The sequence below is a fragment of the Pseudomonas sp. Root569 genome, from assembly GCF_001427465.1.
In the GTDB taxonomy this organism is placed as follows: domain Bacteria; phylum Pseudomonadota; class Gammaproteobacteria; order Pseudomonadales; family Pseudomonadaceae; genus Aquipseudomonas; species Aquipseudomonas synxantha.
This window is the reverse complement of sequence record NZ_LMGQ01000003.1, coordinates 1-26521: the sequence shown is the minus strand read 5'-3', so window position 1 is coordinate 26521 and position 26521 is coordinate 1. Positions and strand designations below refer to the sequence as shown.

Genomic DNA, 26521 nt, shown 5'->3' with positions numbered 1-26521 from the left:
GCTTATTCCCCTGCGGCGCCCGAGGCGTCGGCGGCGCTGCGTTTACGCTTGCTACCGCTGCGGCGCCGCTTCTTCGGTCCTTCACCGACACCATCGCCTTTACTGCCCAGCTCGCGAATCATTTCGCGGCGCTGGCTATCATTGGCGTCCTGATAGTCGGTCCACCATTCGCCCAGGCCGTCGGTTTGCTCGCCGGCGCTTTCGCGCAGCAGCAGGAAGTCGTAGCCGGCACGGAAGCGCGGGTTGTCGAGCAACAGGTCGGCGCGTTTGCCGCTGCGGCGCGGCAGGCGCTCCTGCATATCCCAGATCTCGCGGATCGGCATGGTGAAGCGTTTTGGGATGGCGATGCGTTGGCACTGTTCGGTGATCAGCTCGTGTGCCGCTTCTTGCATGGCCGGGATCGGCGGCATGCCACGGTCCTGCAGGCGCAGCACTCGCTTGGGCAGGGCTGGCCACAATAGCGCGGCGAAAAGGAACGCTGGGGTTACCGGTTTGTTCTGCTTGATGCGCAGGTCAGTGTTGACCAACGCTTCGCTGATCAGTGTGTGCGTGTACGTTGGGTTGTATTCCAAGGCCTCGGCGCTGGCCGGGAACAATGGATCGAATAACTGCAGGTCGACAAGCATTTCGAAGGTGTCGGCGGCATAGCCCGAGAGAAACAGCTTGAGCACTTCTTCGAACAGGCGCGCCGAGGGAATTTCCCGCAGCATTGGCGCCAGCTCGCGAATCGGCGCAGCGGTGTGCTTCTCGATACCAAAGTTGAGCTTGGCCGCGAAGCGCACGGCGCGCAGCATGCGCACCGGGTCTTCCTGGTAGCGCTGCGTTGGGTCGCCGATCAGGCGGATCAGGTTATTGCGGATGTCGTGTACGCCATTGGCGTAATCGAGGATGCGCTCGCTGACCGGGTCGTAATACAGGGCATTGATGGTGAAGTCGCGACGTTGCGCGTCTTCCTCCAGGGTGCCGTAGACATTGTCGCGCAGGATGCGCCCGCTTTCGTTGCGGGAAGACTGATTGGTGTCTTCCTCTTCGTCGTTTTGCGGGTGGCCGGCGCGGAAGGTGGCGACCTCGATGATTTCGCGTCCAAAGTGGATATGCACCAACTTGAAGCGCCGGCCGATGATGCGTGCATTACGAAACTCGGCACGTACCTGTTCAGGCGTGGCGCTGGTGGCGACGTCGAAATCCTTGGGCGTGATATTGAGCAGCATGTCGCGTACGCAACCACCCACCAGGTAAGCCTGGTAGCCGGCGTTCTGCAAACGTTCGACGATGTTCACTGCGTAACGGCTGAATTGAGCCCGTTGCAGCGAATGCTGGCTGCTATTGAGCACTTCAGGCGTGCTGCGTTTGTGTTGCGTTCGACGCAAGGGAGAACGGAATGACTGGAACAACTTCTTCAGCATGGGATGCACTGTTTGAAGGAATGTTCGGCCATAACGAAGAATGACCGCATGATGGGCCGGGATTCTAGCATTTAGTCGGGGGATGGTGTAGGAACAAGCTACAGGCATTGCGCCATAAGCTTCAGAACGTCAAATGCCGGAAACTACAAGGGGAGCCGAAGCTCCCCCAGAAGTAGTTGCGTGCTCTATTTTTATTATTGATTTTGGGCTTCTTGTTTTTGTTGATCGCCCTCGCCATGAAGCTTCACCTTCATGACACTCCCAATTGGGAGTCAAGAGCAAACGGATTGCTTTGGTCGCTGTGTTGCTGATCTACGATCCAACCAGTTCAGGCTCTGCCTTAGGGCAGTTTTTGTTGTTCTCGGCCTGGTTGCGGGGCAAGCCCCAAATGCAACGCCTCTCCAAAAGAATCAGTTAGCTGCGCCTCCGCCGTGTTGTTTTTGTTATGCGTGAGTCGATTCGTCTTATTTTTATTGTCTTGTACAAAGCTTGTTATTGTTTTTGTACTAAGCATATAGCAGGGTGCGTGCCAACTTTTGTGCCGGCCAGCAAAATCGGGGGGTTGAGGTGGTTTTGTGGTTTTCGGGGCCAAAAAAAAGCCGGGGCTTCGTTACCGTAAGCCCCGGCTTCTGTTACGTGAAAAGTCAGCGGTAACAGTTTTTTCACATCAGCAGGTGTTACCTGGTGGGGCGCACCCTCAGCTTTCGCTGGCGACTCCGGTCTTGCGCCGTGGAATGCCCAGGCGCTGACGCCGTTCCCACAGGCATTTGCGACTCACCCCCAGCTTGCGTGCCAGCTCGGTCTCGGTCATATGGTCCTGATGCTCGAGGACGAAATGCTGGAAATAGTCTTCCAGTGACAAATCTTCCGTCGGTTCATGGCTGGTATTGCTAGCGCCGCCCTGTTGCGGGGCCAAGCCAATGAAATCATCGTCGTCCAGGTCACTGAGCTCGATATCGATACCCAGCAACTCGGCGGAAATCTCCGGGCTCTCCGACAGAATCACCGCACGCTCGACCGCGTTCTCCAGTTCCCGCACGTTACCCGGCCACGAGTAATGCCGGATCGCCTGCTCGGCGTCTGCGGCAAATTTCAGGTCGGTACGGTTGATGCGCGCACTCTGGCGCAACAGGAATGCACTGGCGATCTCGTTGACGTCGGCGCCGCGCTCGCGCAGGGCCGGCAGCTTGAGGGCGATCACGTGCAGACGGTAATACAAGTCTTCACGGAACTGGCCGATCTTGGCCAGGCTCTTGAGGTCACGGTGTGTCGCAGCAATCAGTCGCACATCGACCTTTTGCGATTGCACCGAACCGACGCGTCGAATCTCGCCTTCCTGCAGCACCCGCAGCAAGCGGGCCTGGGCTTCCAGGGGCAACTCGCCGATCTCATCGAGGAACAAGGTGCCGCCGTCTGCGGCTTCCACCAACCCCGCGCGCCCGGCGCTGGCGCCAGTGAACGCGCCTTTTTCGTGGCCGAACAATTCGGACTCGATCAGGGATTCGGGGATCGCCGCGCAGTTCACCGAGATCATCGGTGCCTTGGCACGCTTGGACAGGTTGTGCAGGGCGCGGGCTACCAGTTCTTTACCGGTCCCCGACTCGCCCTGGATCAATACATTGGAGTCGGTCGGCGCTACTTTGCGGATCTTACTGTACAGATCCTGCATCGGTGGGCAGGAGCCGATGATGCCGATCTCGCCGTTGCTGTTGTCGACGCCTGGCTTGTCGGCGCCGTTGGTCGTTTTACCGGCTGGGCGCTGTTCGGCAGGCGCGCTGCTGGCCGACTGACGGTCACGCAGGATGCGGGCCACGGCCTGGAGCATTTCATCGTGGTCGAAAGGCTTGGCGATGTAGTCCACCGCGCCCATTTTCATCGAGTCCACCGCTGAGCGCAGGCTTGCGTAGCTGGTCATGATCAGCACGGGGGTGCCTTGGCCCAGCTTGATCAGCTCGGTGCCCGGGGCTCCGGGCAGGCGCAGGTCGCTGACAATCAGGTCGAACGTGGGAATGCTGAATCGCTCTTGGGCTTCCTGCACCGAGCCGGCTTCGCTGACCTGATACTGATTACGTTCAAGCAGGCGGCGCAAGGCAGAGCGGATAATGGTTTCGTCTTCGACGATCAAAATGTGCGGCATTGATTCAATTCTCTCGACGGTCTCAGTTCACAGCGGACGTCGCTTCGACATGACGCGGCAAGGTCACCCTGATACGGGTGCCGCGTTGGCTTTCTGTGTCAGCCGGGCTGTCGATGGTGATTTGTCCATAATGCTCTTCAACGATGGAATAGACCAGTGCAAGGCCCAGACCGGTACCTTCACCGGGGTCCTTGGTGGTGAAGAAAGGTTCGAACAATCGGTCCATGATGTTCTGTGGAATGCCGCTGCCTTCGTCTTCCACGATCAGGTCGACCGTATGCTCGAAAGCCTCGCTCTTGACGCGTACCGCGCTGCCGGCCGGCGACGCGTCGCGTGCATTGGACAGCAGGTTGATCAGCACTTGGGCCAGGCGTTGTGAGTCGCCATCGACCCAATGTTCCGGATCACACAGATTGAAGAACTGTACTTCGAAATTGCGTCGGTTCAAGGCCAGCAGCCCAATGGCATCCTGCGCCACTTCGGCCAGGCACACCGCTTCATCCTGATTCCGATGCGCGCCGGAGTGGGCGAAGCTCATCAGTGACTGCACGATGCGTGAGACGCGCTTGGTCTGCTCGAGGATTTGTCCGCTGATTTCGGTGATTTCACCGTCTTCTTCACGCTCTTCCCGCAGGTTCTGCGCAAGGCAGGCGATCCCGGTGATCGGGTTGCCGATTTCGTGGGCCACGCCCGCCGCCAGGCGGCCAATGCTGGCCAGGCGCTCGGAATGCACCAGCTTGTCTTCGAGCATTTGTGTGTCGGTCAGGTCTTCCACCAGCAATACCAGGCCGCTGTTACCAGGCGCAAGGGGCTCATCGATGGCAGCTTTGTGCAGGTTGAGCCAACGGGTCTGACCGTCGAGGGCCAGGTGTTGTTTATGCAGGTGCTCATCGGGCAGGTTGATAAAGCCCAGGAGCAGTTCTTTCCAGGGATCGCCCAGGGTATTAAGCCGCGAACCCACCACTCGTTGCGCGGCGATGCCGGTGAGTTCTTCCATAGCCTTGTTCCACATCAGGATCTCCTGGTCCTTGGCCAGGGAGCAGACGCCCATTGGCAGTTCCTGCAGGGTCTGGCGGTGGTAGCGGCGCAGGGCGTCGAGCTCGGCGGCCAGGCCGGTGAGGCGCGAATGGTAATCCTCCAGCCGGCTTTCGATGAAATGGATGTCTTCGGTGACGTAGTTTTCGCCGCCAGCCTTGTAGGGCAGGAATGTTTCGACCATGTCCTGGGACACGCTGGGGCCCATCAGCCCGGACAGGTTGGCCTCGATACGGTCGCGCAGACGACGCAGGGCGTAGGGGCGGCGCTCGTCAAACGGCAGGTAGAGGTCACGCAGTGCCTGCTCGACTTCCTTTTGCGCCGCCTTCGCGCCCAGAGGCTTGGCCAGCTGCGTGGCGAACTCCTGGGGCGAGGCAGCATGCAGCTCGCGGCGTTGCGGGCGGCGTACGTTGTCCACCGCGCAGGCTTCGGCAGCGCTGGTTTCTTCGGGGCTGGCGTTGGTGAACAGCGAGATAAGGGTAAACATCAGTACATTGGCGGCCAGCGAGGCAATGGCCGCCATGTGCCAACTGGTGTCGTCGAGCACGTAGATCATGTTCAGCAACGGGATGTAGAAACCCTGCAAATTGCCGACCAGCGGTAGCAGCATGGTGACAACCCACACCAGGATTCCCGCCAGTAGCCCGGCAATAAAGCCACGCCGATTGGCGGTTGGCCAGTACAGCACCGACAATACGCCCGGCAGGAACTGCAAGGTGGCGACAAACGCGACGATGCCGAGGTTGGCCAGGTCTTGCCCGGCGCCAAGCAGCAGGTAGAACCCGTAGCCAGCCATGATGATCGCGATGATCAGCGCACGGCGGGTCCATTTCAACCAGCGGTAGATATTGCCTTCGGCCGGCGGCTGGTACAGCGGCAGCACCAGATGGTTGAGCGCCATGCCCGAGAGCGCCAGCGTAGTGACAATGATCAACCCGCTGGCCGCCGACAAACCGCCGACATACGCCAGCAGCGCCAGGGCCGGGCTGTTGGCGGCAATGCCGATGCCCAGGGTGAAGTACTCAGGATTAGTGGTGGCCCCCAGTTTCAGGCCGGCCCACAGTATCAGCGGCACCGCCAGGCTCATCAGCAGCAGGAACAGCGGTAATCCCCAGCTGGCGCTGACCAGCGAACGGGGGTTGAGGTTTTCGGTGAAGGTCATGTGATACATGTGCGGCATTACGATCGCCGAGGCGAAGAACACCAGCAGCAGTGTGCGCCAGGGGCCTTCCTGCAAGGGAGTATGCAAGGCGGCGAGGGCGGTCTGGTTTTGCAGCAGCCAGAGTTCCAGCTGTTGCGGGCCGTCGAACACACCGTAAAGCGCATAAAGGCCGACGCCGCCGATGGCGATCAGCTTGATGACCGACTCAAAGGCAATCGCAAACACCAGGCCTTCGTGCTTCTCACGGGTGGCGATATGACGCGAGCCGAAGAAAATCGTAAACAGGCTGATCAGCGCGCAGAAAGCCAGGGCAACAAGGTGTTGTACTGGCTCGCGGGTCAGGATGCTGATGGAGTCGGCTACCGCCTGGATTTGCAAGGCCAGTAATGGCAGCACGCCGATCAGCATGAAAATCGTGGTCAGCGCGCCGGCCCAGGTGCTGCGAAAGCGAAAGGCGAATAGGTCCGCCAAGGACGACAACTGGTAGGTACGGGTGATTTTCAGGATCGGGTAGAGCAGCACTGGCGCCAGCAGGAAGGCGCCGGATACCCCGAGGTAGCTGGAGAGAAAGCCATAGCCGTACTGATAGGCCAGGCCTACCGTGCCATAGAACGCCCAGGCACTGGCGTACACGCCCAGGGACAAGGTGTAGGTCAGCGGATGGCGAATGATCGCCCGCGGAATCATCCCGCGCTCACTGATCCAGGCCACACCGAACAACGCAGCCAGGTAGGCGGCGCTGATCAGCAGCATCTGGGTGAGACTAAAGCTCATCGGCATCTTTTTGGCTCTGCAGGATGAAGGTCACGACGATCAGGATCAGCCACAGCAGATAGGGGCGGTACCAGGCGCCCGTGGCGTCGATCCACCAATCCATGATGGCGGGGGAAAACAGGTAGATCCCGACGACCAGCAGCAGGACCAATCGATAGATGTACATGTTGGCCTCTGATTGAAAATCTGCGGCGATGGTAACGGATGGCTGGCAACCTGCAAGCGCCTTCAGCTCAATTGCGCTTCGGCCAACGTGAGTGTGCGTGGGATGCGGGTGGCGTCCCAGTGTGCAATGCCCCAATTCAGCAGCTCCCGTGGGCTGGCGTGCAGCAGTTCATCGCCGGCTGGCTGGCCAAGGGCGCGCAGGGCCCGGAGCAGCAAAGGCGTGGCCTGGTCGGCCGTCAACGGCGGTGAACGGTAGGACTTGCCCAGCTTGTGGCCGTCCGGCTGTACGATCAGCGGCACATGCAGGTAACGCGGTTGGCGCAGGCCCAGTAGCTCTTGCAGGTACAGCTGGCGCGGGGTGGAGTCGAGCAGGTCGGCGCCGCGCACGATATCGGTAACCCCTTGCCATGCGTCGTCGAGGACCACGGCCAATTGGTAGGCGTAGAGGCCATCGCGGCGACGGATGATGAAGTCGCCAGCATCGCGACCCAAATGCTGTCGGAACTCGCCCTGTACGCGATCAGTAAAGTGGTATTCCAGTTCGGGCACGCGCAGACGGATGGCGGCATCTTGCTGATCGTGGCCGGCATTGCGGCACAGGCCGGGGTAAATCCCGTTATAGGGTTCCAGCTGTTTACGTGAGCATGTGCAGGCGTACGCCAGGCCGTGGCTGAACAAATCGTTCAGCACTTTGCCGTAGGCATCATGCCGCTCGCTCTGTCGGACCAGATCGCCATCCCATTCAAAGCCGTAGCTTTCCAGGGCATGCAGGATTGCTGCCTGGGCGCCGGGCTCTTCACGCGGTGGGTCGAGATCTTCCATGCGCATCAACCAGCGACCGTGGTGGGCGCGAGCGTCTAGGTAGGAGGCGAGGGCGGCTACCAGTGAGCCGAAGTGCAAATGGCCGCTGGGCGTGGGGGCGAAACGCCCGATATAGGTAGAGGCTGTCATGGGCCGGATACTACTGCAAAAGCGGTAAACGCCAGAAACAAAAATGGGGCGTTAGCACGCCCCATTCGTTCAGTTCGGCAGGGTTATTTGCCGACCTGTTTTTCCTTGATTTCAGCCAAGGTCTTGCAGTCTACGCACAGGTCCGCGGTTGGGCGGGCTTCCAGACGGCGAATACCGATCTCGACGCCGCAGGATTCGCACCAGCCATATTCCTCGTCTTCGATCAGTTGCAGGGTCTTGTCGATCTTCTTGATCAGTTTACGCTCGCGATCACGGGCGCGCAGTTCGAGGGCGAATTCCTCTTCCTGGCTGGCACGGTCGGCCGGGTCCGGGAAATTGGCTGCTTCGTCCTTCATATGGTCAACCGTGCGGTCGACTTCCTGCATCAAGTCCTGTTTCCACTGCTTCAGGATTTTGGAGAAGTGCTCGCGCATGGGCTTGCCCATGTATTCCTCGCCCTTCGACTCAACGTAGGGTTGGAAGCCGCTGATGCTCTGTTGCTTTGCTTGGGTGGACATGAATAGACCGCCTCTCACTCTTCTAATCCATTGCGCAGGATTGCAACGTCACCGACACCTGCCGGCCCTGCGGCTGCAAGCGGGCGAACTTACCAGATAGATTCAGGGTGCGCCACTCCCGGTTGTCGAGCTCCACCACAAAGGGGTTGCAAACTGCAACAGCCCGCCATGGCTGGGGATGTACCCGCTCGAATGTTGATTTTAGTCGTTTTACAGGCGCCTGCCGGGCTCATCTTGGATGGCCGAGCAGGCAATAGAGCATGTTTTACCGCGAGGGTTCGGTAGAATCCTGATTTTGTCCTCACCGTTAAGGAAGGCTAATGGCTCAGCCCTACAGTGCGCGCAGTCGCGCTATCGAACCTTTTCATGTCATGGCGTTACTGGCACGGGCCAATGAGCTGCAGGCCGCCGGCCATGATGTGATCCACCTGGAAATCGGCGAGCCGGATTTCACCACGGCCGAACCGATCATCCAGGCCGGCCAGGCCGCACTGGCGAACGGCAAGACCCGCTATACCGCCGCCCGTGGGTTGCCGGAATTGCGCGAGGCCATCAGCGGGTTTTATCAGCAGCGTTACGGTTTGAGCGTCGATCCCGAGCGCATTCTGATCACCCCCGGTGGCTCCGGCGCCTTGTTGTTAACGAGCAGTCTGCTGGTAGACCCAGGCAAGCACTGGTTGCTGGCGGACCCGGGGTATCCTTGCAACCGACATTTCCTGCGGTTGGTAGAAGGCGCGGCCCAGTTGGTGCCGGTGGGGCCGGAGGTGCGCTACCAATTGACCGCAGACTTGGTTGCCAGGCATTGGGACCAGGACAGTGTGGGTGCGCTGGTCGCGTCTCCGGCCAATCCCACCGGGACTATTCTTACGCGAGGCGAGTTGGCCGGGCTGTCCAGTGCGATCAAGGCGCGCAACGGTCATCTGGTGGTCGACGAGATCTACCACGGCCTGACCTATGGCACCGACGCGGTCAGCGTGCTGGAAGTCGACGATGACGCCTTTGTCCTGAATAGTTTTTCGAAGTATTTCGGTATGACGGGTTGGCGCCTGGGTTGGCTGGTAGCGCCCCCGGACGCGGTCAGTGAACTGGAGAAATTGGCGCAAAACCTCTACATCAGCGCGCCGAGCATGGCCCAATACGCAGCCTTGGCCTGTTTCACCCCGCAAACACTGGGCATTCTTGAAGAGCGCCGCGCTGAATTCGGTCGACGTCGCGACTTCTTGCTGCCTGCATTGCGCGAGTTGGGATTCGGCATTGCTGTAGAGCCGGAGGGTGCCTTCTACCTGTACGCCGATATCAGCGCGTTCGGGGGTGATGCCTTCGCGTTCTGCCGTCATTTTCTCGAAACCGAGCATGTGGCCTTTACGCCGGGGTTGGACTTTGGCCGCTATCAAGCCGGTCACCATGTGCGGTTTGCCTACACGCAAAACCTCGATCGGCTACAAGAGGCGGTGGAACGCATCGCCCGTGGTTTGCGGAGCTGGCAAGGCTGATGCGATTTGATCCCCCTCTCGAAGAAGCGCGGCTGATTCGTCGCTACAAGCGTTTTCTCACCGATATCGAAACCGTTACCGGCGAGTTGCTCACCATCCACTGCCCGAATACCGGCTCGATGCTCAATTGCATGGTCGAAGGTGGCCAGGTCTGGTTCAGTCGTTCCTCCGATCCCAAGCGCAAGTTGCCGGGCACTTGGGAAATTGCTGAAACGCCTCAGGGACGGCTGGCGTGTGTCAACACGGCACGCGCCAATCAGCTGGTGGAAGAAGCACTGCGTGCCGGTGTGATTACTGAACTCAATGGCTTCACGGCGTTGAAGCGTGAAGTACCTTATGGTCAGGAGAAGAGCCGGATCGATTTTCGCCTGGATTACCCGCAGGGTGCCGCGTTCGTCGAAGTCAAAAGCGTGACCTTGGGCTTTGACGACACCTCGGTGGCGGCCTTTCCTGATGCGGTGACGCAGCGCGGGGCCAAGCACCTGAGAGAGCTGGCTTACCTGTCACGAACAGGCGTGCGAGCGGTGCAATTGTATTGCGTGAATCTATCGGGAATCGATGCGGTGCGCCCCGCCGTGGAAATCGACGCTGCCTACGCTGGCGCTTTACGTGAGGCCAAGGTCGCGGGCGTCGAGGTGCTGGCGTATGGCGTACGGGTCACGCCGCAAGAGATTTACATCGAGCGTCCATTGCATGTGCTGCTTGGTAGCTAGAGTTCTACCCATAATCCCTGTGCGTCTTCCCGACCAGGCAAGGCCGTGAGGCTCTGGCCTGCACAGGGGCCGGCGATGCATTCGCCGCTTTCGATCAGGAACAGTGCGCCATGAGTGGCGCATTGGATCAGGCTGGCGCTGGCATCGAGGAAGCGGTCGGGCTGCCATTCCAGCGGGATACCGCGATGGGGGCAGCGGTTGAGATAGAAGTAGGCAATGCAGTCCCGGCGCACAGCCAGCAGCTTGCAGCCGTCGATCTCAAAACTGCGGCTGCTGTTGGGGGCGAGGTCGCCTGAGGCGCAGAGAAACTTCATTTCAATCCTTAAGTGCCTTGACGTTCAAATGCAAACAATTATCAAATGCCCGCTTCGCCCGTCAGTTGACTGGGTGCTCAATACGATGCCTGGCAGGGATCATCTGTCACATCGATGAGTGCTTGAGTGGCCCTGCCTAGGAAGGAAACCCTGTTATGCGTCTGAGTACCAGCGCAATTGCGCTTGTTGCCTCACTGCTGGTCAACCACGGGGCGCAAGCCTCTGAGCTGCCACAGCGCTGGGTCAGTGCCGGAGGGGCGCTATCGGAGTGGGTAGCGGCACTGGGCGGTGAATCGAAATTGGTCGGGGTGGATACCACCAGTCAGCATCCCGAATCGCTCAAGGCGTTGCCGAGCATTGGCTATCAACGGCAGTTGTCGGCCGAAGGTATTCTCAGCCTGCAACCGCAAATCCTCGTGGGCACCGAGGAAATGGGGCCACCACCGGTCCTGGCGCAGATTCGCAATGCTGGCGTGCAGGTGGATATGTTTTCGGCCCAGCCGGATCTGCCGACCTTGAAAGACAACCTTCAACACCTGGGGAAGTTGCTCGGCAGTGAGGCCAAGGCCAACACGTTGTTTGCCGGATATGAGCAGGCGCTTGAGCAGCAAAAGAATTGGGTGAACAAGGCCCAGGCCACACAAAAGGCGCCGGGTGTTCTGTTGCTGCTGGGCAATGCCGGTGGCAAGCCGCTGGTTGCTGGCAAGGACACGGCCGCCGATTGGCTGTTGCAGCAGGCCGGCGGGCGTAATCTGGCCACGCACACGGGTTACAAACCGTTTTCAGTGGAGTCGCTGGGAGGGTTGAGCCCGGATGTGCTGGTGTTTGCTGATCGCGCCCTCACCGGCGATGCGGCGCGGGCAGCCTTGTTCAAGGAAAATCCGATCCTTGCGTCTACACCTGCAGCCAAGAGCGGGCGAGTGTTTGAGCTGGATCCGACCCTACTGGTGGGTGGCCTGGGGCCGCGGTTGCCACAAAGCTTGGTGAAGCTGTCCGCCGGGTTTTATCCGTCCCAGGCCAAGCCTGCTCCATGACCACTCTGGTCAAGCCGAAAACACTGTTCATCGGGCTGTCGCTGTTATGTCTATTGGCGATCTGGCTCTCATTGGCCCTGGGCCCGGTCAGCCTGCCATTGGTGGACACGCTCAGGGCTGCTTTAAGACTGATGGGGGTGCCGATTGAAGCAGCAGGCTTGGAACAAGCCGAGTTGATCCTGGGGCAGATTCGCCTGCCACGAACTTTGCTGGGCCTTGCGGTCGGCGGGGTGCTTGCGTTGTCAGGGGTAGCGATGCAGGGATTGTTTCGCAACCCGCTGGCCGATCCTGGGTTGGTGGGGGTGTCCAGCGGCGCAGCATTGGGGGCGGCGGTGGCGATTGTCGGCGGTTCGTTTTTTGGCGGGCTGCCGGATGCCTTCGGGCCGTACCTGTTGTCGTTGTGCGCATTTCTCGGTGGCCTGGGCGTCACGGCGCTGGTCTATCGGCTGGGGCGTCGCAATGGCCAGACGAACGTTGCGACGATGCTGCTTGCCGGTATCGCGCTTACGGCGCTGGCCAGTTCGGCGGTCGGGCTGTTTACCTATTTGGCCGATGACGCCACTTTGCGCACCCTGACGTTCTGGAACCTCGGCAGCCTCAATGGTGCGAGCTATTCGCGGTTGTGGCCCTTGCTGTTGGTGAGCGCGGGCGTGGCGCTGTGGTTGCCGCGTCGGGCGAAGGCATTGAATGCGCTGTTGTTGGGAGAGTCTGAGGCCAATCATCTGGGCATCGATGTAGAGGGGCTCAAGCGTGAATTGGTGTTCTGCACGGCCTTGGGCGTTGGTGCGGCGGTGGCGGCGGCAGGGATGATTGGCTTTGTTGGCTTGGTGGTGCCGCACCTGGTACGGCTGCTGGCGGGGCCGGATCATCGGGTATTGCTACCGGCCTCGGTGCTGGCAGGGGCGAGTTTGTTGTTGTTTGCGGACCTGGTGGCACGCCTGGCGCTGGCGCCCGCGGAGCTGCCGATTGGTATTGTTACTGCATTTATCGGTGCGCCATTTTTCCTCTACCTGTTACTGCGGGGGCGCGCCTGATGCTGCGAGCTGAAGCGTTGCAGATACGGCGAGGGCGTAAAACCGTGCTGGCCGATGTCACCTTGAACCTGTTGCCGGGCGAAGTACTGGGCGTGCTGGGACCGAACGGCGCCGGCAAAAGTACCTTGCTGGGGGCGCTTTGCGGGGAGTTGCAGCCTGATCAGGGCAGAGTGTGGCTGGATCAGCAAGAGTTGAAGAGCCTGGGCGGCGCCCAGCGTGCCCAGCGCCTGGCGGTGTTACCGCAAAGCTCAACCCTGGATTTTGCTTTTCGTGTCGAAGAGGTGGTAGGCATGGGGCGCTTGCCCCATCAGACCGGGCGAGTGTGCGATGACGAAATCATCAATGCGGCGCTGCAAGCGGCGGATGTCGGCCACTTGAGTGGTCGCAGTTACCTGGCTTTGTCGGGAGGCGAACGGCAGCGTGTGCATCTCGCGCGGGTATTGGCGCAGTTATGGCCGGGTGAGGCGGGGCAGACGTTGTTGTTGGATGAGCCGACGTCGATGCTCGATCCTTTGCACCAGCACACCACGTTGCAGGCCATTCGCAGCTTCGCCGACAAAGGCGCTGCCGTGCTGGTGATCCTGCATGACTTGAACCTTTCCGCGCGTTACTGCGACCGCATCCTGTTGCTGAAAGACGGACGCCCTCATGCCTTGGATACGCCCTCTAAAGTCCTGCAATCTGAATCGCTCAAGGCCGTCTTTGGCTTGGAGGTTCTGGTACAGCCACATCCGGAGCGCGGGCACCCGCTGATCATTGCGCGCTGAGCTCAGTTATGTGCGGGCAAAAAAAGACCCGGCAAGAGCCGGGTCAAATAACCGTGATTAGCCTGATGAGGAGATAATCTGAGAGTCCGAACCAATGGTCTTTCAGTTATCGGCTGATCTCGCGACCAGTTGTGATAATCATAACGATTCTCATTTGAGAGTCAACATTTGTTTTTGCATGCTCATCGAGTTTTCTCAAACGCCCGTTTGTAATGCCCGTAAACATTGGGTCTGCATGCCAATCTAGTTTTTCTGACGCGTTGACATAGCATCCAGCTGACGGTTGAGCGCCTCCTTGCGCTCCGTGGGAATGTCGTTCCAGTGCACATCCATCAATGCGCCTTCAATTGCATACAGCAGGACTTTCGATGCTCGAAAGCCGCGAGTTCGCACGGCTCGGTAAGCATCGACCGCTCCCAGGCGACGCAAATCGGACGCGCTGTGGATGCCCACCGCATGCAGCCACTGCGCTGACGTCTTGCCTAGGTTTTTCAGGTGTTGCAGCTCATCGTTCATCAAGCCTCCTTGCGACGGCCGAATGGTGCGGTGGGTGTCGTAACCAGGCAGCCTGAAAATGAGTGTAGCGCTCAGTAGGAAAAGCGTGGTTCTTTGGTCAGAAGCGGGCGAAAAGCTTATAAGAATGGTGTGATGGCTTTAGCGACAGGCAGGCGGCAATCGCCCGGCGTGCCTGGGACTTAGCCGGGGTTCTGGGCGAAGGCTATTTGGTACGGTAGCGCAGGCGAGTGCCGAAATTGACTGACATCAGAATTTCGTCAGCCGTGAGCTCGGGTGGGAAATAGGTCCCCGAAATCTGCGCGTGGGCCAGGCTGGCGCCCTCCAGCGAGCAATCGCGTAAATCCAGGCCGCGCAGGTCGGCCGAACGGAAATAGGCGTCGGTGAAGTCAACATCCTTGGCGTTCAGGTCACGCAGGTCCAAGCCCCGGAAGTCGCCACCACGCATGTCGATGGGGCCACCCTCAGGGCGTTCCTGATTGAAGCCGCGGATGTCGTCCTTGTGCAGGAGCGCGTAGAGCGGGGTGTCGAGAAGCTTGGGCTGACTCATAATGGCGACTCCTGTTGGAATTATGACGCCATTATAGTGCCACTATTTCTGGGTCGTGCGTCGAAGTAGACGACACGACCAAGAAATATTTCTTACAGGCCCGGCAAGCGCTGACGGATATGAGCGACTAAAGCGTCGAGGGTCCCGCTTTCATTGGTCTCGACACGCTTGCTCAGCAACAGCTCCTGTGCTGTCAGCGGCTCACGACTGGCTTGCTGCTCTTCGATAACGCTCAGTGTTGCGTCGGACGGGTCGTTTTTATCCGCCTGACGTTGTGCCAGCCAACTGGCGATAACGGCTTGAGGCGCGTTGCAATCGAGGATCAGGAACGGCGCCCCGGTAGCTTCGGCGACTTGGGCAGCCGCGTCACGTTGAGCGCGTTTCAAGAAGGTCGCATCCAGCACCACCGGGTAACCGGCGCGCAGCACGGTGTCGGCCATTTCGTTCAGGCGTGCGTAGGTGGCAGCGCTGGCGTCATGGTTGTAGATACCGGCCTGTGGCGTGTTTTCGATCTGTTGCTCGCCAAACAGGCGCTTGCGTTCCACATCCGAGCGCAGGCGCACGGCGCCCAAGGCTTCGACCAGGCGCATGGCGACATGGCTCTTGCCCACGGCTGAAACGCCATGGGTGATTGCCAGGAAGCGAGACGGAATGGTGCTGTAGCTTTCTGCCAGGTTGGCGTAATTGCGGTACTGGCGCAGGGTGTTGGCGCGTTGCACCGGGCTTGCTTCGCTCGGCATGCTGAACAGCGCAACTTTGGCGCGAACCAGCGCACGGTAGGCTTTATAGAAGTTCAGTAGCTCCAGGCCCTGGTAGTCACCGGTCAGTTCCAGGTACTGGCTGATAAAACGCCGTGCCAGGCTTTTCAGGCCGCGATCTTCCAGGTCCATGGCCAAAAACGCGGTGTCTGCGTACACATCGGTAAAGCGGAAGGGCTCGTTGAACTCGATGCAATCGAAGATCACCACGTGACCATCAATGAGGGTTGCGTTGCCTAAGTGGATATCGCCGTGGCATTCGCGGGTATAGCCATTGAGCTTGCGCTGCTCCAGCAGGGGCTTGAGACGTTCAAAACTGCTTTCAGCCCAGGCTTGCAGGGCCTCCAGTTGAGTCAGGTCGGCCTTGTCGCTAAGAAACGGGCGGATCTGGTCGAAGTTCTGGCGCACCGGAGCCATCACTTCCTCCGGCGTGCCGGCCGGATGTTCTTGGGGAACCTTGGGGGCGGTGAGGTGGAAGTGCGCAATCTGCTGGGCCATCTCGTCGATGTGCGCGCAGGTCAGTTCGCCGTTGGCTTGCAGGGTGCTGAGCATCTGGCTTTGCGGGAACTGACGCATCTTCAGCGCGTACTCGATCACCGGGCCATCGCCGCCCAGTTGCGGTGCTTCGGCAGTGCCGGTAATCGGCAACACTTCAAGATACAAATCTGCGGTCAGGCGCTGATTGAGGCGCAGTTCCTCGCGACAGAAGTGGCCGCGGTCCTCCAGTTGGGTGAAGTCCAGGAAGCCGAAGTTCATCGGCTTCTTCAGTTTATATGCGTAAGCGCCTGTCAGTATCACCCAGGAAATATGGGTCTCGATGACTTGAAACGCTTCAACCGGATGAGGGTACAAAGCCGGGTTTTGCAGGGCAGCGATCAGGGACTGGCTCACGGGCGATCCTTCAAAGTCGGGGAGAAATCATGGTGGGCATTATGGCTGCTGATGCCAGTCGTGCAAACCGCTGTCCGGCTCATGTTGATCATCAATAAAGTGCGTATAATCCGCCGCCATGACTCGAACCCGATCTCCCCGTTCCCGTAAAAAACCTCCTTCCCGCAGCCTGCGCCCCTGGCTGGGCTGGGCGCTCAAGCTTGGCCTGGTTGGCCTTGTGGTGATCGCCGGCTTTGCGGTGTACCTCGATGCCGTGGTGCAGGAAAAGTTCTCCGGCAAGCGCTGGACCATTCCGGCCAAGGTGTACGCACGCCCGCTGGAGTTGTTCTCTGGCCAGAAGCTGAGCAAGGAAGACTTCCTGACCGAGCTCGACGCACTGGGCTACCGTCGCGAGCCCGTGAGCAATGGCCCGGGCGCGGCGGCCGTCAGCGGTAATACCGTCGACCTGAACACCCGTGGCTTCCAGTTCTACGAAGGCCTTGAAAAAGCTCAGCCTGTGCGTGTGCGTTTTTCCGGCGACTATGTGGCTGAGCTGTCGTCGCTCAATGGCTCCAAGCTGCCGGTGGTGCGCCTGGAACCCTTGATGATCGGCGGTATTTACCCGAAAAATCTTGAAGATCGCATCCTGATCAAACTCGATCAGGTTCCGCCGTACCTGCTGGAAACCCTGGTGGCTGTGGAAGACCGCGACTTCTACAGCCATTGGGGCGTCTCGCCGAAGTCGATTGCCCGCGCCATTTGGGTCAACACCTCCGGCGGCAAGATGACCCAGGGCGGCAGTACGCTCACGCAGCAACTGGTCAAGAACTTCTACCTGACCAACGAACGCAGCCTGACCCGTAAACTCACTGAAGCCATGATGGCAATGTTGCTGGAGCTGCATTACAGCAAGCAGGAAATCCTCGAGGCCTACCTCAACGAGGTATTCGTCGGTCAGGATGGCCAGCGCGCGGTGCACGGTTTCGGCTTGGCCAGCCAATTCTTCTTTGGGCAGCCATTGTCTGAGTTGAAGTTGCATCAAGTCGCGTTGCTGGTGGGGATGGTCAAGGGGCCGTCCTATTACAACCCGCGTCGCAACCCGGAGCGTGCGCTTGAGCGCCGTAACCTGGTACTCGATGTGCTGGAGCAGCAAGGTGTTGCCACGGCCGAGCAGGTGGCCGCGGCGAAGAAAATGCCACTGGGTGTGACCACCCGTGGCAAGCTGGCAGACAGCTCATTCCCCGGCTTTATCGACCTGGTCAAGCGTCAGCTGCGTGAAGACTACCGTGACGAAGACTTGACCGAAGAGGGCCTGCGGATCTTCACCAGCTTCGATCCGATCCTGCAAATGAAGGCCGAGGCGTCGGTCAACGACACCTTCAAGCGCCTGACCGGCCGCAAAGGCTCGGATGAAGTCGAGGCCGCCATGGTCGTGACCAACCCGGAGACCGGTGAAGTCCAGGCCATGATCGGTAGCCGCCAGGCCAGCTTCGCCGGCTTCAACCGTGCGCTGGATGCTGTGCGTCCGATAGGCTCGCTGGTCAAGCCGGCTGTCTATTTGAGCGCATTGGAAAAGCCCAGCAAGTACACGCTGACCAGTTGGCTGTCGGATGACCCGCTATCGGTCAAAGGCGCCGACGGCCAGGTCTGGACGCCCAAGAACTTCGATCGACGCTCCCACGGCACGGTGTTCCTGTATCAGGGGTTGGCACATTCCTACAACATCTCGACCTCACGCCTGGGGCTTGAGGTCGGTGTGCCGAATGTGCTGAAGACATTGGCGCGACTGGGGATCGAACGTGAATTCCCGGCGTTCCCGTCCATGCTACTGGGCGCTGCGGCCATGACTCCGATGGAAGTGGCCACCATGTACCAAACCCTGGCCAACGGCGGCTTCAATACGCCGATGCGCGGTATTCGCAGTGTGCTGACCGCCGATGGCGAGCCGCTCAAGCGTTATCCGTTCCAGATCCAGCAGCGTTTCGACGCGGGCTCTATCTATCTGATCCAGAACGCCATGCAGCGCGTGATGCGTGAGGGTACTGGGCGTTCGGTCTATAACGTGCTGCCGTCGAACCTGACCCTGGCCGGCAAGACCGGTACCAGTAACGATTCGCGTGACAGCTGGTTCGCGGGCTTTGGCCAGGATGTATTGGCCGTGGTGTGGCTGGGGCGTGACGATAACGGCAAGACGCCGTTTACCGGGGCCACCGGTGCGTTGCAGGTGTGGACCAGTTTCATGCGCAAGGCCGACCCGTTGCCGCTCAACATGCCGCAGCCGGACAATATCGTGCAGGCCTGGATCGACCCGCACACCGGCCAAGGCTCTGATGCCAACTGTCCGGGCGCGGTACAGATGCCGTATATTCGCGGCAGCGAACCACCACCCGGCGCCGCATGCGGTGGCAGTGCCCCTGCTGACGCGGAATCGGTGATGGATTGGGTCAAGGGCTGGATGAATTAAGCAAAGAGGGTTTCAAGTGAACAAGTTGTGGATTCCAGCGATTGCGGCTCTGGCTTTGCTCGGCGGTTGCTCCAGCGTGCAGCGCGGCTCAATTCCCGTGGTGGACTCAAGCACGGCCGTCTCCAATAACGACCGCATCTCGGTCAATGGTGGCTTTCGCCAGACCGTGGTCAAGCGTCCTGCCCAAGCTGCAACCCAAGCGATACCGCAGGATTCAGGCGTGGTTGTTATGGTGCCTGGTAGTGGTGCCGCGACCTCGGCGCGTATCAGTGCCGAGCCATGGACTCCAGGCCCCAGCACCTCCGGGCCGGTGGATTCCGCGCCGATTCAAACTGCGCCGGTCAACCAGGGCACTTACACCATGCCATCGACGCCAAGCGGGATTCCGTCGGCATCCAGCGCAGGCGGGCTGTCGGCTGATGAACAACTGGATGGCCCGGTGCTGGCGCTGCTCACCACCGCTCAACAGCAGCAGGCGGGGGGCGACTTGAATGGCGCATCGTCTAGCCTTGAACGTGCCCAGCGCGTGGCGCCTCGCGAGCCGCAAGTGCTGTATCGTCTGGCCCAGGTGCGCATGGCCCAGGGCGATGCACCCCAAGCGGAGCAATTCGCTCGCCGTGGCCTGTCCCTGTCCAATGGTCGCCCGGCCCTGCAAGCCAGCTTGTGGGCCTTGATCGGTGATGCGCGTGCTGCCCAGGGTGACGCCGCAGGTGCCGCCCAGGCACGGCAGAAAGCCAAGGTCAGCCTCTGATGGATGCGCGTTTTCCAGCGATTGCCGAACAGTTATTGCTGATTGAGCGCGAACTGCGCGTGCAGGGCTGGTGGGACGAAGTGCCCCCCAGCGCTGAAGCGCTCAGCAGTGTCGAGCCCTTTTCGGTCGATACCCTGGACTTCCACCAGTGGCTGCAATGGATCTTCCTCGTGCGCATGAAGCAGATCTTGGAGCAGGACATGCCATTGCCGAACGCGTCGGGAATCCTGGAAATGGCCGAGATGGTCTACGCCGACCGGCCGTTGGAGAGCCTTGGCTTACGTAACGCGCTGAAAAAGTTCGACCAATTGATCGTCGACGCTCGTTAATTGCCTGACTGCCGGTTTTTTCGGCAGTCTTGCGCAGATTTCTACCGCTTGACGACATTCAGGCGAGTTTTATCCCTCCTCAAAGCCATTTCTTCTACGTTCTCATGCGCTTAGTTGGAAAAAAGCGCAATTATTGCTTGACTTGAACGGCCTGAAACAGAAGAATCCAAAGTCCGCTGTATCGGGACTGCCAGAAGCAGGCCCGCTCAGCAGATCATGAGGCGCACATCCGCGCCGACCTGTAACACCCGCAACGCGTTACCTCGCGCTGGGTGGGAAAAGCCCGCAACACTTGGGACGATCCCAATACTTGCTCAGTCAGTGCTGACGTAGTCGGCGACCACCGTCGCTCATGCTCTGTTGAGAAGTAAACCTATTAAGACCCGTCGGTTTTTAACGGACGGTATTCTGGCGTTTTAGAGGTGAACAACGTGGAGCTTTTATCTGGCGGTGAGATGCTCGTCCGCTTTTTGCGTGACGAAGGCGTCGACTATATCTACGGGTACCCAGGTGGTGCTCTGCTGCATGTCTACGACGCGCTGTTCAAGGAACCGGCTGTTACCCACATCCTGGTTCGCCACGAACAGGCCGCGACCCATATGGCTGACGGTTACGCCCGTGCCACCGGTAAAGCCGGTGTGGTACTGGTAACGTCCGGTCCAGGCGCTACCAACGCTATTACCGGCATCGCGACTGCCTATATGGACTCCATCCCGATGGTGATCATTTCCGGCCAGGTCGCCAGCACCATGGTCGGTACCGATGCATTCCAGGAAACCGACATGATCGGTATTTCCCGCCCGATCGTGAAACACAGCTTCATGATCAAGCATGCGTCGGAAATCCCGGAGGTCATGAAGAAGGCGTTCTACCTCGCACAGTCCGGTCGCCCGGGCCCTGTAGTGGTTGATATCCCGAAAGACATGACCAACCCGGCCGAAAAGTTCGAATACATCTTCCCGAAGAAAGCCAAGCTGCGCTCCTACAGCCCGGCCGTGCGTGGGCACTCGGGGCAAATCCGCAAGGCGGCAGAAATGCTCCTGGCGGCCAAGCGTCCAGTGCTCTACTCCGGTGGTGGCGTGATTCTGGGCGGTGGTTCTGCTCCGCTGACCGAGCTGGCCAAGTTGCTCAACCTGCCGGTGACGAACACCCTGATGGGCCTCGGTGCATTCCCGGGTTCGGATCGTCAGTTCGTCGGCATGCTTGGCATGCACGGCAGCTACACCGCCAACCTGACCATGCACCACGCCGACGTGATCCTGGCCGTAGGCGCGCGGTTCGATGACCGTGTGATCAACGGCGCGAGCAAGTTCTGCCCGAATGCCAAGATCATCCACATCGACATCGACCCGGCGTCTATCTCCAAGACCATCAAGGCCGATGTGCCGATCGTGGGGCCGGTGGAAAGCGTGTTGACCGAAATGGTCGCTGCACTGAAGGACATTGGCGAGGCACCGAACAAGGAATCCGTTGCCAGTTGGTGGAAGCAGATCGACGAATGGCGTGGTGATCGTGGCCTGTTCCCTTACGACAAGGGCGACGGCAGCATCATCAAGCCACAAACCGTGATCGAAACCCTGTGCGAAGTGACCAAGGGCGACGCCTTTGTGACTTCCGACGTGGGCCAGCACCAGATGTTCGCAGCCCAGTACTACACGTTCGACAAGCCTAACCGCTGGATCAACTCCGGTGGCCTGGGCACGATGGGCTTTGGTTTCCCGGCAGCCATGGGCGTGAAGCTGAGCTTCCCGGATGCCGACGTGGCTTGTGTCACCGGTGAAGGCAGCATCCAGATGAACATCCAGGAACTGTCGACGTGCCTGCAATATGGTCTTCCGGTGAAGATCGTCTGCCTGAACAACGGTGTACTGGGCATGGTTCGCCAGTGGCAGGACATGAGCTACGGTAGCCGTCACTCCCATTCCTACATGGAATCGTTGCCGGATTTCGTCAAGTTGGTTGAAGCCTATGGCCACGTCGGCATTCGCATCACCGATCTGAAAGATCTGAAGCCGAAGATGGAACAGGCGTTCGCCATGAAGGACCGCCTGGTGTTCATCGATATTCAGGTGGATACCAGCGAGCACGTCTATCCGATGCAGATCAAAGACGGCTCTATGCGCGACATGTGGCTGAACAAGACGGAGCGTACTTAATCATGCGGCATATTATCTCCCTGCTTCTGGAGAACGAACCCGGCGCTCTGTCCCGTGTTGTCGGCCTGTTTTCGCAACGCAACTACAACATTGAAAGCCTGACCGTGGCCCCGACCGAAGATCCGACCCTGTCGCGCCTGACGTTGACCACCGTGGGCCACGATGAGGTGATCGAGCAGATCACCAAGAACCTCAACAAGCTGATCGAAGTGGTCAAGCTGGTCGACCTGTCGGAAAGTGCCCACATCGAGCGCGAACTGATGCTGGTCAAGGTCAAGGCCACGGGTGCCCAACGTGCCGAGATCAAACGGACTACCGATATTTATCGTGGGCAGATCGTCGATGTGAGCGCCAGCGTTTATACCGTTCAACTGACCGGTACAAGCGACAAGCTGGACAGCTTCATCCAGTCGATCGGGACGGCCTCGATTCTGGAAACCGTACGCAGTGGTGTCACCGGGATTGCCCGTGGCGACAAAGTACTCAGCATCTAACCCAAATTAGCGAATGGCCTTACGGCCTGGATATATAGAGGAACCTCATGAAAGTTTATTACGATAAAGATTGTGACCTGTCGATCATCCAGGGCAAGAAAGTCGCCATCATCGGCTACGGTTCCCAGGGCCACGCCCAAGCGTGCAACCTGAAAGATTCCGGCGTAGACGTCACTGTTGGCCTGCGCAAAGGCTCGGCCACCGTTGCCAAGGCCGAGGCCCATGGCCTGAAAGTGACAGACGTCGCTTCCGCCGTTGCAGCTGCCGACTTGGTCATGATCCTGACCCCGGACGAGTTCCAGTCCGCGCTGTACAAGAACGAAATCGAGCCGAACATCAAGAAAGGCGCCACCCTGGCCTTCTCCCACGGTTTCGCGATTCACTACAACCAGGTTGTGCCACGCGCTGACCTGGACGTGATCATGATCGCGCCGAAAGCCCCGGGCCACACCGTGCGTTCCGAGTTCGTCAAAGGCGGTGGTATCCCTGACCTGATCGCGATCTACCAGGACGCTTCGGGCAACGCCAAAAACGTTGCACTGTCCTACGCTGCTGGCGTTGGTGGTGGTCGCACCGGCATTATCGAAACCACGTTCAAGGACGAGACTGAAACCGATCTGTTCGGCGAACAAGCCGTTCTGTGCGGCGGTACCGTTGAGCTGGTCAAAGCCGGTTTCGAAACCCTGGTTGAAGCTGGCTACGCGCCGGAAATGGCCTACTTCGAATGCCTGCACGAACTGAAGCTGATCGTTGACCTCATGTACGAAGGCGGTATCGCCAACATGAACTATTCGATCTCCAACAACGCCGAGTACGGTGAGTACGTGACTGGTCCGGAAGTGATCAACGCCGAGTCCCGCCAAGCCATGCGCAACGCCCTGAAACGTATTCAGGACGGCGAATACGCCAAAATGTTCATCAGCGAAGGCGCGACCGGCTACCCTTCGATGACCGCCAAGCGTCGTAACAACGCCGCTCACGGCATCGAAGTCATCGGCGAGCAACTGCGCTCCATGATGCCGTGGATCGGTGCCAACAAGATCGTCGACAAAGCCAAGAACTAAGTCGTACGCATCAAGGGAAAACGCGGCTTAGGCCGCGTTTTTTCGTTTGAGGGGCCGGTTCTGGTATAAAGCTGCATCGTTTGCGGGCGAACACTCGCCGCAAGTATCTGTCGAATTTTTTTCACACCGTTGCAAGGTAAAGTCCATGAGCGAACGTCCCGAAGAGCCAAACCAGGCTTCCGACGCCGAAAGCATGCTGCCGATCGATGAACATGTCGAAGAAGGGCATGACGCCGAAGGCCGTAAGGTCCGGCATCGTGGCATCTATCTTCTGCCCAATCTGTTTACGACGGCGAACCTGTTTGCCGGCTTTTATTCCATCATCAACTCCATGAGTGCCCAAAGTGCACTGGCGGCAGGTGATGCGGCGAGTGCCAGCAAGTATTTTGGTTTTGCTGCCATCGCAATCTTCGTGGCCATGGTGCTCGACGGCTTGGATGGGCGCGTAGCGCGGATGACCAATACCCAGAGTGCCTTCGGCGCTGAATACGACTCGTTGTCGGACATGGTCGCCTTTGGTGTCGCACCTGCGTTGCTGGCGTTTGCCTGGGCATTGGGTGACATGGGCAAGGTCGGCTGGATGGTTGCCTTTATCTATGTTGCCGGTGCCGCATTGCGCCTGGCGCGCTTCAATACCCAGGTCGGGACCGCTGACAAGCGCTACTTCATCGGTCTGGCCAGTCCGGCAGCGGCGGGTGTTGTAGCCGGTATTGTGTGGGCATTCAGTGACTACGGTATTCAGGGCTCGAAAATGTCGTTCCTGGTCGCTTTGATGGTAGCGGCGGCCGGCATGCTGATGGTCAGCAATATCAAGTACAACAGCTTCAAGGAGCTGGATCTCAAGGGGCGCGTGCCTTTTGTGGCGATCCTAGTGGTGGTACTGGTGTTTGCGGTAGTGTTCAGCGATCCGCCGCGTATTCTGCTGTTGGCGTTCCTCGTCTACGCGGCTTCGGGGCCGATTCAGTACTTGCTGCATCTGCGTCGGGACAAAACATTGTCTTAATGTAATTTCCCCCATACTCCGCAGTCTATTGGTGCATCAGTTCTCCAATGCTGCGGAGTTGCCATGTTAATCAAATTGCCTAAAGCGTCCGATTGTCACGAATCGGATGTCACGCCTGAATCCTTCTATTTCTCTCGCCGCAGCTTGCTCGGTGGTGCGCTGGCCGGTATTGCCGCCAGTAGCTTGCCGCGTTGGGCCAGTGCGGACGATGCAGCGCGCTATGCCGATGTCGAGGCGGGCAGGGCGCCCAGTTGGTTTGCCGAGAAGCTTCCTGGAACGAAGTGGCAGGCGGTGACGGTCAAGGATGAGGCGATCACGCCGTTCAAGGACGCAACCAACTACAACAATTTTTATGAGTTCGGTACCGACAAGGGCGACCCGGCGGCGAATGCAGGTTCGCTCAAGACCGAGCCTTGGAGTGTTGTCATCGACGGTGAGGTGGCGAAGCCTGGGCGTTATGCCTTGGAAGACTTCATGAAGCCCTATGAGCTGGAAGAGCGCATCTATCGCCTGCGCTGCGTTGAAGCCTGGTCGATGGTAATCCCGTGGATCGGCTTTCCGATCTCGGCGTTGCTCAAGCAGGTTGAGCCGACCTCCAAAGCGAAGTACATCCGGTTCGAGACCCTTCAGGATCCGAAGAGCATGCCGGGGCAGCGCTCAAGTTTTGGCTTGATCGATTGGCCTTATGTAGAAGGGTTACGTCTGGATGAGGCGATGAATCCACTGGCGATCCTCGCTGTTGGCATGTATGGGCGCGAATTGCCTAACCAGAATGGTGCGCCGTTGCGCCTGGTTGTGCCGTGGAAGTATGGCTTCAAGAGTGTGAAATCCATCGTACGGATCAGCCTTGTCAGCGAACAGCCGAAAACCACCTGGCAAAGCATTGCGGCTGATGAATATGGGTTTTATGCGAACGTGAATCCCACGGTTGATCATCCGCGGTGGACCCAGGCGAGGGAGCGACGACTCCCCAGCGGCCTGTTCAGTCCGAATGTGCGCGACACGCAGATGTTCAATGGCTACTCCGATGAGGTCGCTTCTTTATATACAGGTCTCGACCTGCGGAAGAACTACTGATGCGCTTTCCAATCTGGCGCATTGGGGTCTTCATAGCTGCGGCGGTTTGGCCATTGCTCTGGCTATATGAAGCATGGAGTTTTGCCCTTGGGCCTGATCCGGGAAAAGTGCTGGTCGATCGCCTGGGTCTGGGTACGTTGATTCTGCTGCTGGTCACGCTCGGGATGACGCCGCTGCAGAAGTTGAGCGGTTGGGCGGGGTGGATCGCGGTACGCCGGCAATTGGGATTGTGGTGCTTTGCCTATGTTGTGTTGCATTTGGCGGCTTATTGCGTGTTCGTCCTTGGGCTCGATTGGTCCCAGCTCGGCGTGGAGCTGCGCAAGCGGCCTTACATAATTGTGGGGGCGTTGGGGTTTCTTGCTTTATTAGTGCTGGCTGTCACATCTAATCGCTACAGCCAGCGACGGTTGGGTAGTCGTTGGAAGAAGTTGCATCGCTTGGTCTATGTGATTCTCGGGCTTGGTCTGCTGCACATGCTCTGGATAGTTCGGGCTGATTTGAAGGAGTGGGCTGTCTACGCTTCCATCGGTGCGCTGCTTCTGCTGCTGCGGGTGCCTCCAGTTATGCGGCGAATCCCCCGCCTTATTGCTAAAAAAGCACCTTCTGCCACAAAAGTGTAATTAACCCTTGACGGCAGATTCCAGACGCCTATAATTCGCCCCACTTCCGGCGCAGTCGAAACGGAAAACTCCTTGGTAAACAATGAGTTATGAAGTTTTCGACGGCAAGTTGCTTCAGTTCATCNGCCTATAATTCGCCCCACTTCCGGCGCAGTCGAAACGGAAAACTCCTTGGTAAACAATGAGTTATGAAGTTTTCGACGGCAAGTTGCTTCAGTTCATCGAAGCCAAAAGGAAGTTGAAAAAGAGGTGTTGACAGCAGCGTGTAACGCTGTAGAATTCGCCTCCCGCTGATGAGAGATCAGAAGCGCAAGTGGTTGAAGTTGTTGAAGAAATCTTCGAAAGCTTCTGAAAATAATCACTTGACAG

At 59.0% G+C, this 26521-nt stretch carries 23 protein-coding genes and 1 pseudogene; 14 read left to right on the top strand and 10 right to left on the bottom strand.

Features of this window, described 5'->3' with window-relative positions:
• Positions 1 to 2 precede the first annotated feature (2 nt).
• The 6 genes from ASD70_RS03875 to dksA form a co-directional block, all read right to left on the bottom strand.
• Entirely contained in the window at positions 3 to 1406 is a 1404-nt protein-coding gene (locus ASD70_RS03875) for a polynucleotide adenylyltransferase PcnB (RefSeq protein ID WP_056845700.1), read from the bottom strand.
• A 697-nt stretch (positions 1407 to 2103) separates the two neighbouring features.
• Positions 2104 to 3543, bottom strand: a complete 1440-nt coding sequence (locus ASD70_RS03870) for a sigma-54-dependent transcriptional regulator (RefSeq protein ID WP_043050608.1) — start codon at positions 3541 to 3543, stop codon at positions 2104 to 2106.
• Positions 3544 to 3565: 22 nt separating this feature from the next.
• Positions 3566 to 6520, bottom strand: coding sequence for a sensor histidine kinase (locus tag ASD70_RS03865; protein ID WP_162252747.1), 2955 nt, complete (start codon positions 6518 to 6520; stop codon positions 3566 to 3568).
• Positions 6504 to 6680: a hypothetical protein gene (locus ASD70_RS28845; protein ID WP_003176118.1), complete on the bottom strand. Its 177-nt coding sequence runs from the start codon at positions 6678 to 6680 to the stop codon at positions 6504 to 6506. Before ASD70_RS28845 ends, ASD70_RS03865 begins: the two co-directional genes overlap by 17 nt.
• Positions 6681 to 6742: 62 nt before the next feature.
• Positions 6743 to 7630 (bottom strand): tRNA glutamyl-Q(34) synthetase GluQRS, encoded by an 888-nt coding sequence (gene gluQRS / locus ASD70_RS03855; RefSeq protein ID WP_056845698.1) that lies wholly within the window; start codon positions 7628 to 7630, stop codon positions 6743 to 6745.
• A gap of 83 nt (positions 7631 to 7713) precedes the next feature.
• Positions 7714 to 8148, bottom strand: coding sequence for an RNA polymerase-binding protein DksA (gene dksA / locus ASD70_RS03850; protein WP_005791430.1), 435 nt, complete (start codon positions 8146 to 8148; stop codon positions 7714 to 7716).
• Positions 8149 to 8468: 320 nt separating this feature from the next.
• Here dksA and ASD70_RS03845 point away from each other — a divergent pair, with 320 nt between their 5' ends.
• Positions 8469 to 9641, top strand: a complete 1173-nt coding sequence (locus ASD70_RS03845) for a pyridoxal phosphate-dependent aminotransferase (protein ID WP_056845697.1) — start codon at positions 8469 to 8471, stop codon at positions 9639 to 9641.
• Positions 9641 to 10354: a DNA/RNA nuclease SfsA gene (sfsA, locus tag ASD70_RS03840; protein ID WP_056845696.1), complete on the top strand. Its 714-nt coding sequence runs from the start codon at positions 9641 to 9643 to the stop codon at positions 10352 to 10354. The genes ASD70_RS03845 and sfsA overlap by 1 nt, the downstream gene beginning before the upstream one ends.
• Here the strand turns inward: sfsA and ASD70_RS03835 are convergent.
• Positions 10351 to 10668 carry a Rieske (2Fe-2S) protein gene (locus ASD70_RS03835; protein ID WP_056845695.1) on the bottom strand — a complete coding sequence of 106 codons (318 nt, stop codon included), beginning with the start codon at positions 10666 to 10668 and terminating at the stop codon, positions 10351 to 10353. The genes sfsA and ASD70_RS03835 overlap by 4 nt on opposite strands.
• 155 nt (positions 10669 to 10823) lie before the next feature.
• On the opposite strand from ASD70_RS03835, the gene ASD70_RS03830 reads away from it, so the two are divergent.
• The 3 genes and pseudogenes from ASD70_RS03830 to ASD70_RS03820 all read left to right on the top strand — a co-directional run.
• A complete protein-coding gene (locus ASD70_RS03830; RefSeq protein ID WP_056845694.1) occupies positions 10824 to 11702 on the top strand; it encodes a heme/hemin ABC transporter substrate-binding protein in 879 nt (292 codons plus the stop codon).
• Positions 11699 to 12736 (top strand): FecCD family ABC transporter permease, encoded by a 1038-nt coding sequence (locus tag ASD70_RS03825; RefSeq protein ID WP_046069535.1) that lies wholly within the window; start codon positions 11699 to 11701, stop codon positions 12734 to 12736. Before ASD70_RS03830 ends, ASD70_RS03825 begins: the two co-directional genes overlap by 4 nt.
• 47 nt (positions 12737 to 12783) lie before the next feature.
• Positions 12784 to 13503 (top strand): annotated as a pseudogene (locus ASD70_RS03820) (heme ABC transporter ATP-binding protein); the annotation flags it as partial.
• Positions 13504 to 13746: 243 nt separating this feature from the next.
• Here ASD70_RS03820 and ASD70_RS03815 read toward each other — a convergent pair.
• From ASD70_RS03815 to ASD70_RS03805, 3 genes are all read right to left on the bottom strand, one after another.
• Positions 13747 to 14019, bottom strand: coding sequence for a TfoX/Sxy family protein (locus tag ASD70_RS03815; RefSeq protein WP_046069533.1), 273 nt, complete (start codon positions 14017 to 14019; stop codon positions 13747 to 13749).
• 202 nt (positions 14020 to 14221) lie between these two features.
• Complete coding sequence (locus tag ASD70_RS03810; protein WP_046069532.1) at positions 14222 to 14566, bottom strand: pentapeptide repeat-containing protein; 345 nt, start codon at positions 14564 to 14566, stop codon at positions 14222 to 14224.
• A 92-nt stretch (positions 14567 to 14658) separates the two neighbouring features.
• The gene (locus ASD70_RS03805; protein WP_056845692.1) at positions 14659 to 16215 is read right to left on the bottom strand and encodes a bifunctional aminoglycoside phosphotransferase/ATP-binding protein; all 1557 of its coding nucleotides are present in this window, start codon (positions 16213 to 16215) and stop codon (positions 14659 to 14661) included.
• A 118-nt stretch (positions 16216 to 16333) separates the two neighbouring features.
• On the opposite strand from ASD70_RS03805, the gene mrcB reads away from it, so the two are divergent.
• The 9 genes from mrcB (at position 16334) to msrQ (ending at position 26152) form a co-directional block, all read left to right on the top strand.
• Positions 16334 to 18658 (top strand): penicillin-binding protein 1B, encoded by a 2325-nt coding sequence (gene mrcB, locus ASD70_RS03800; protein ID WP_056845691.1) that lies wholly within the window; start codon positions 16334 to 16336, stop codon positions 18656 to 18658.
• 16 nt (positions 18659 to 18674) lie between these two features.
• Complete coding sequence (locus ASD70_RS03795; protein ID WP_056845690.1) at positions 18675 to 19409, top strand: tetratricopeptide repeat protein; 735 nt, start codon at positions 18675 to 18677, stop codon at positions 19407 to 19409.
• Positions 19409 to 19738 carry a YqcC family protein gene (locus ASD70_RS03790; RefSeq protein WP_056845689.1) on the top strand — a complete coding sequence of 110 codons (330 nt, stop codon included), beginning with the start codon at positions 19409 to 19411 and terminating at the stop codon, positions 19736 to 19738. The genes ASD70_RS03795 and ASD70_RS03790 overlap by 1 nt, the downstream gene beginning before the upstream one ends.
• A 431-nt stretch (positions 19739 to 20169) precedes the next feature.
• Positions 20170 to 21894, top strand: coding sequence for an acetolactate synthase 3 large subunit (locus ASD70_RS03785; RefSeq protein ID WP_056845807.1), 1725 nt, complete (start codon positions 20170 to 20172; stop codon positions 21892 to 21894).
• A 2-nt stretch (positions 21895 to 21896) separates the two neighbouring features.
• The gene (gene ilvN, locus ASD70_RS03780) at positions 21897 to 22388 is read left to right on the top strand and encodes an acetolactate synthase small subunit (RefSeq protein WP_003176102.1); all 492 of its coding nucleotides are present in this window, start codon (positions 21897 to 21899) and stop codon (positions 22386 to 22388) included.
• A gap of 47 nt (positions 22389 to 22435) precedes the next feature.
• Positions 22436 to 23452, top strand: coding sequence for a ketol-acid reductoisomerase (gene ilvC, locus ASD70_RS03775; protein ID WP_003176099.1), 1017 nt, complete (start codon positions 22436 to 22438; stop codon positions 23450 to 23452).
• Positions 23453 to 23597: 145 nt separating this feature from the next.
• Complete coding sequence (gene pssA / locus ASD70_RS03770; protein ID WP_043050593.1) at positions 23598 to 24455, top strand: CDP-diacylglycerol--serine O-phosphatidyltransferase; 858 nt, start codon at positions 23598 to 23600, stop codon at positions 24453 to 24455.
• Positions 24456 to 24518: 63 nt separating this feature from the next.
• Positions 24519 to 25532: a protein-methionine-sulfoxide reductase catalytic subunit MsrP gene (gene msrP, locus ASD70_RS03765; protein WP_046069527.1), complete on the top strand. Its 1014-nt coding sequence runs from the start codon at positions 24519 to 24521 to the stop codon at positions 25530 to 25532.
• The gene (gene msrQ / locus ASD70_RS03760; protein WP_046069526.1) at positions 25532 to 26152 is read left to right on the top strand and encodes a protein-methionine-sulfoxide reductase heme-binding subunit MsrQ; all 621 of its coding nucleotides are present in this window, start codon (positions 25532 to 25534) and stop codon (positions 26150 to 26152) included. Before msrP ends, msrQ begins: the two co-directional genes overlap by 1 nt.
• The last annotated feature ends 369 nt before the right edge of the window (positions 26153 to 26521 follow it).

Bases quoted from the DNA above. Each gene is read 5' to 3' on its own strand.
- ASD70_RS03845 (WP_056845697.1), top strand. From the start codon at position 8,469: ATGGCTCAGCCCTACAGTGCGCGCAGTCGCGCTATCGAACCTTTTCAT.
- ASD70_RS03870 (WP_043050608.1), bottom strand. From the start codon at position 3,543: ATGCCGCACATTTTGATCGTCGAAGACGAAACCATTATCCGCTCTGCC.
- sfsA (WP_056845696.1), top strand. From the start codon at position 9,641: ATGCGATTTGATCCCCCTCTCGAAGAAGCGCGGCTGATTCGTCGCTAC.
- ASD70_RS03875 (WP_056845700.1), bottom strand. From the start codon at position 1,406: ATGCTGAAGAAGTTGTTCCAGTCATTCCGTTCTCCCTTGCGTCGAACG.
- msrQ (WP_046069526.1), top strand. From the start codon at position 25,532: ATGCGCTTTCCAATCTGGCGCATTGGGGTCTTCATAGCTGCGGCGGTT.
- ASD70_RS03865 (WP_162252747.1), bottom strand. From the start codon at position 6,520: ATGCCGATGAGCTTTAGTCTCACCCAGATGCTGCTGATCAGCGCCGCC.
- ASD70_RS28845 (WP_003176118.1), bottom strand. From the start codon at position 6,680: ATGTACATCTATCGATTGGTCCTGCTGCTGGTCGTCGGGATCTACCTG.
- dksA (WP_005791430.1), bottom strand. From the start codon at position 8,148: ATGTCCACCCAAGCAAAGCAACAGAGCATCAGCGGCTTCCAACCCTAC.
- ilvC (WP_003176099.1), top strand. From the start codon at position 22,436: ATGAAAGTTTATTACGATAAAGATTGTGACCTGTCGATCATCCAGGGC.
- mrcB (WP_056845691.1), top strand. From the start codon at position 16,334: ATGACTCGAACCCGATCTCCCCGTTCCCGTAAAAAACCTCCTTCCCGC.
- ilvN (WP_003176102.1), top strand. From the start codon at position 21,897: ATGCGGCATATTATCTCCCTGCTTCTGGAGAACGAACCCGGCGCTCTG.
- ASD70_RS03810 (WP_046069532.1), bottom strand. From the start codon at position 14,566: ATGAGTCAGCCCAAGCTTCTCGACACCCCGCTCTACGCGCTCCTGCAC.
- gluQRS (WP_056845698.1), bottom strand. From the start codon at position 7,630: ATGACAGCCTCTACCTATATCGGGCGTTTCGCCCCCACGCCCAGCGGC.
- pssA (WP_043050593.1), top strand. From the start codon at position 23,598: ATGAGCGAACGTCCCGAAGAGCCAAACCAGGCTTCCGACGCCGAAAGC.
- msrP (WP_046069527.1), top strand. From the start codon at position 24,519: ATGTTAATCAAATTGCCTAAAGCGTCCGATTGTCACGAATCGGATGTC.
- ASD70_RS03825 (WP_046069535.1), top strand. From the start codon at position 11,699: ATGACCACTCTGGTCAAGCCGAAAACACTGTTCATCGGGCTGTCGCTG.
- ASD70_RS03815 (WP_046069533.1), bottom strand. From the start codon at position 14,019: ATGAACGATGAGCTGCAACACCTGAAAAACCTAGGCAAGACGTCAGCG.
- ASD70_RS03790 (WP_056845689.1), top strand. From the start codon at position 19,409: ATGGATGCGCGTTTTCCAGCGATTGCCGAACAGTTATTGCTGATTGAG.
- ASD70_RS03830 (WP_056845694.1), top strand. From the start codon at position 10,824: ATGCGTCTGAGTACCAGCGCAATTGCGCTTGTTGCCTCACTGCTGGTC.
- ASD70_RS03835 (WP_056845695.1), bottom strand. From the start codon at position 10,668: ATGAAGTTTCTCTGCGCCTCAGGCGACCTCGCCCCCAACAGCAGCCGC.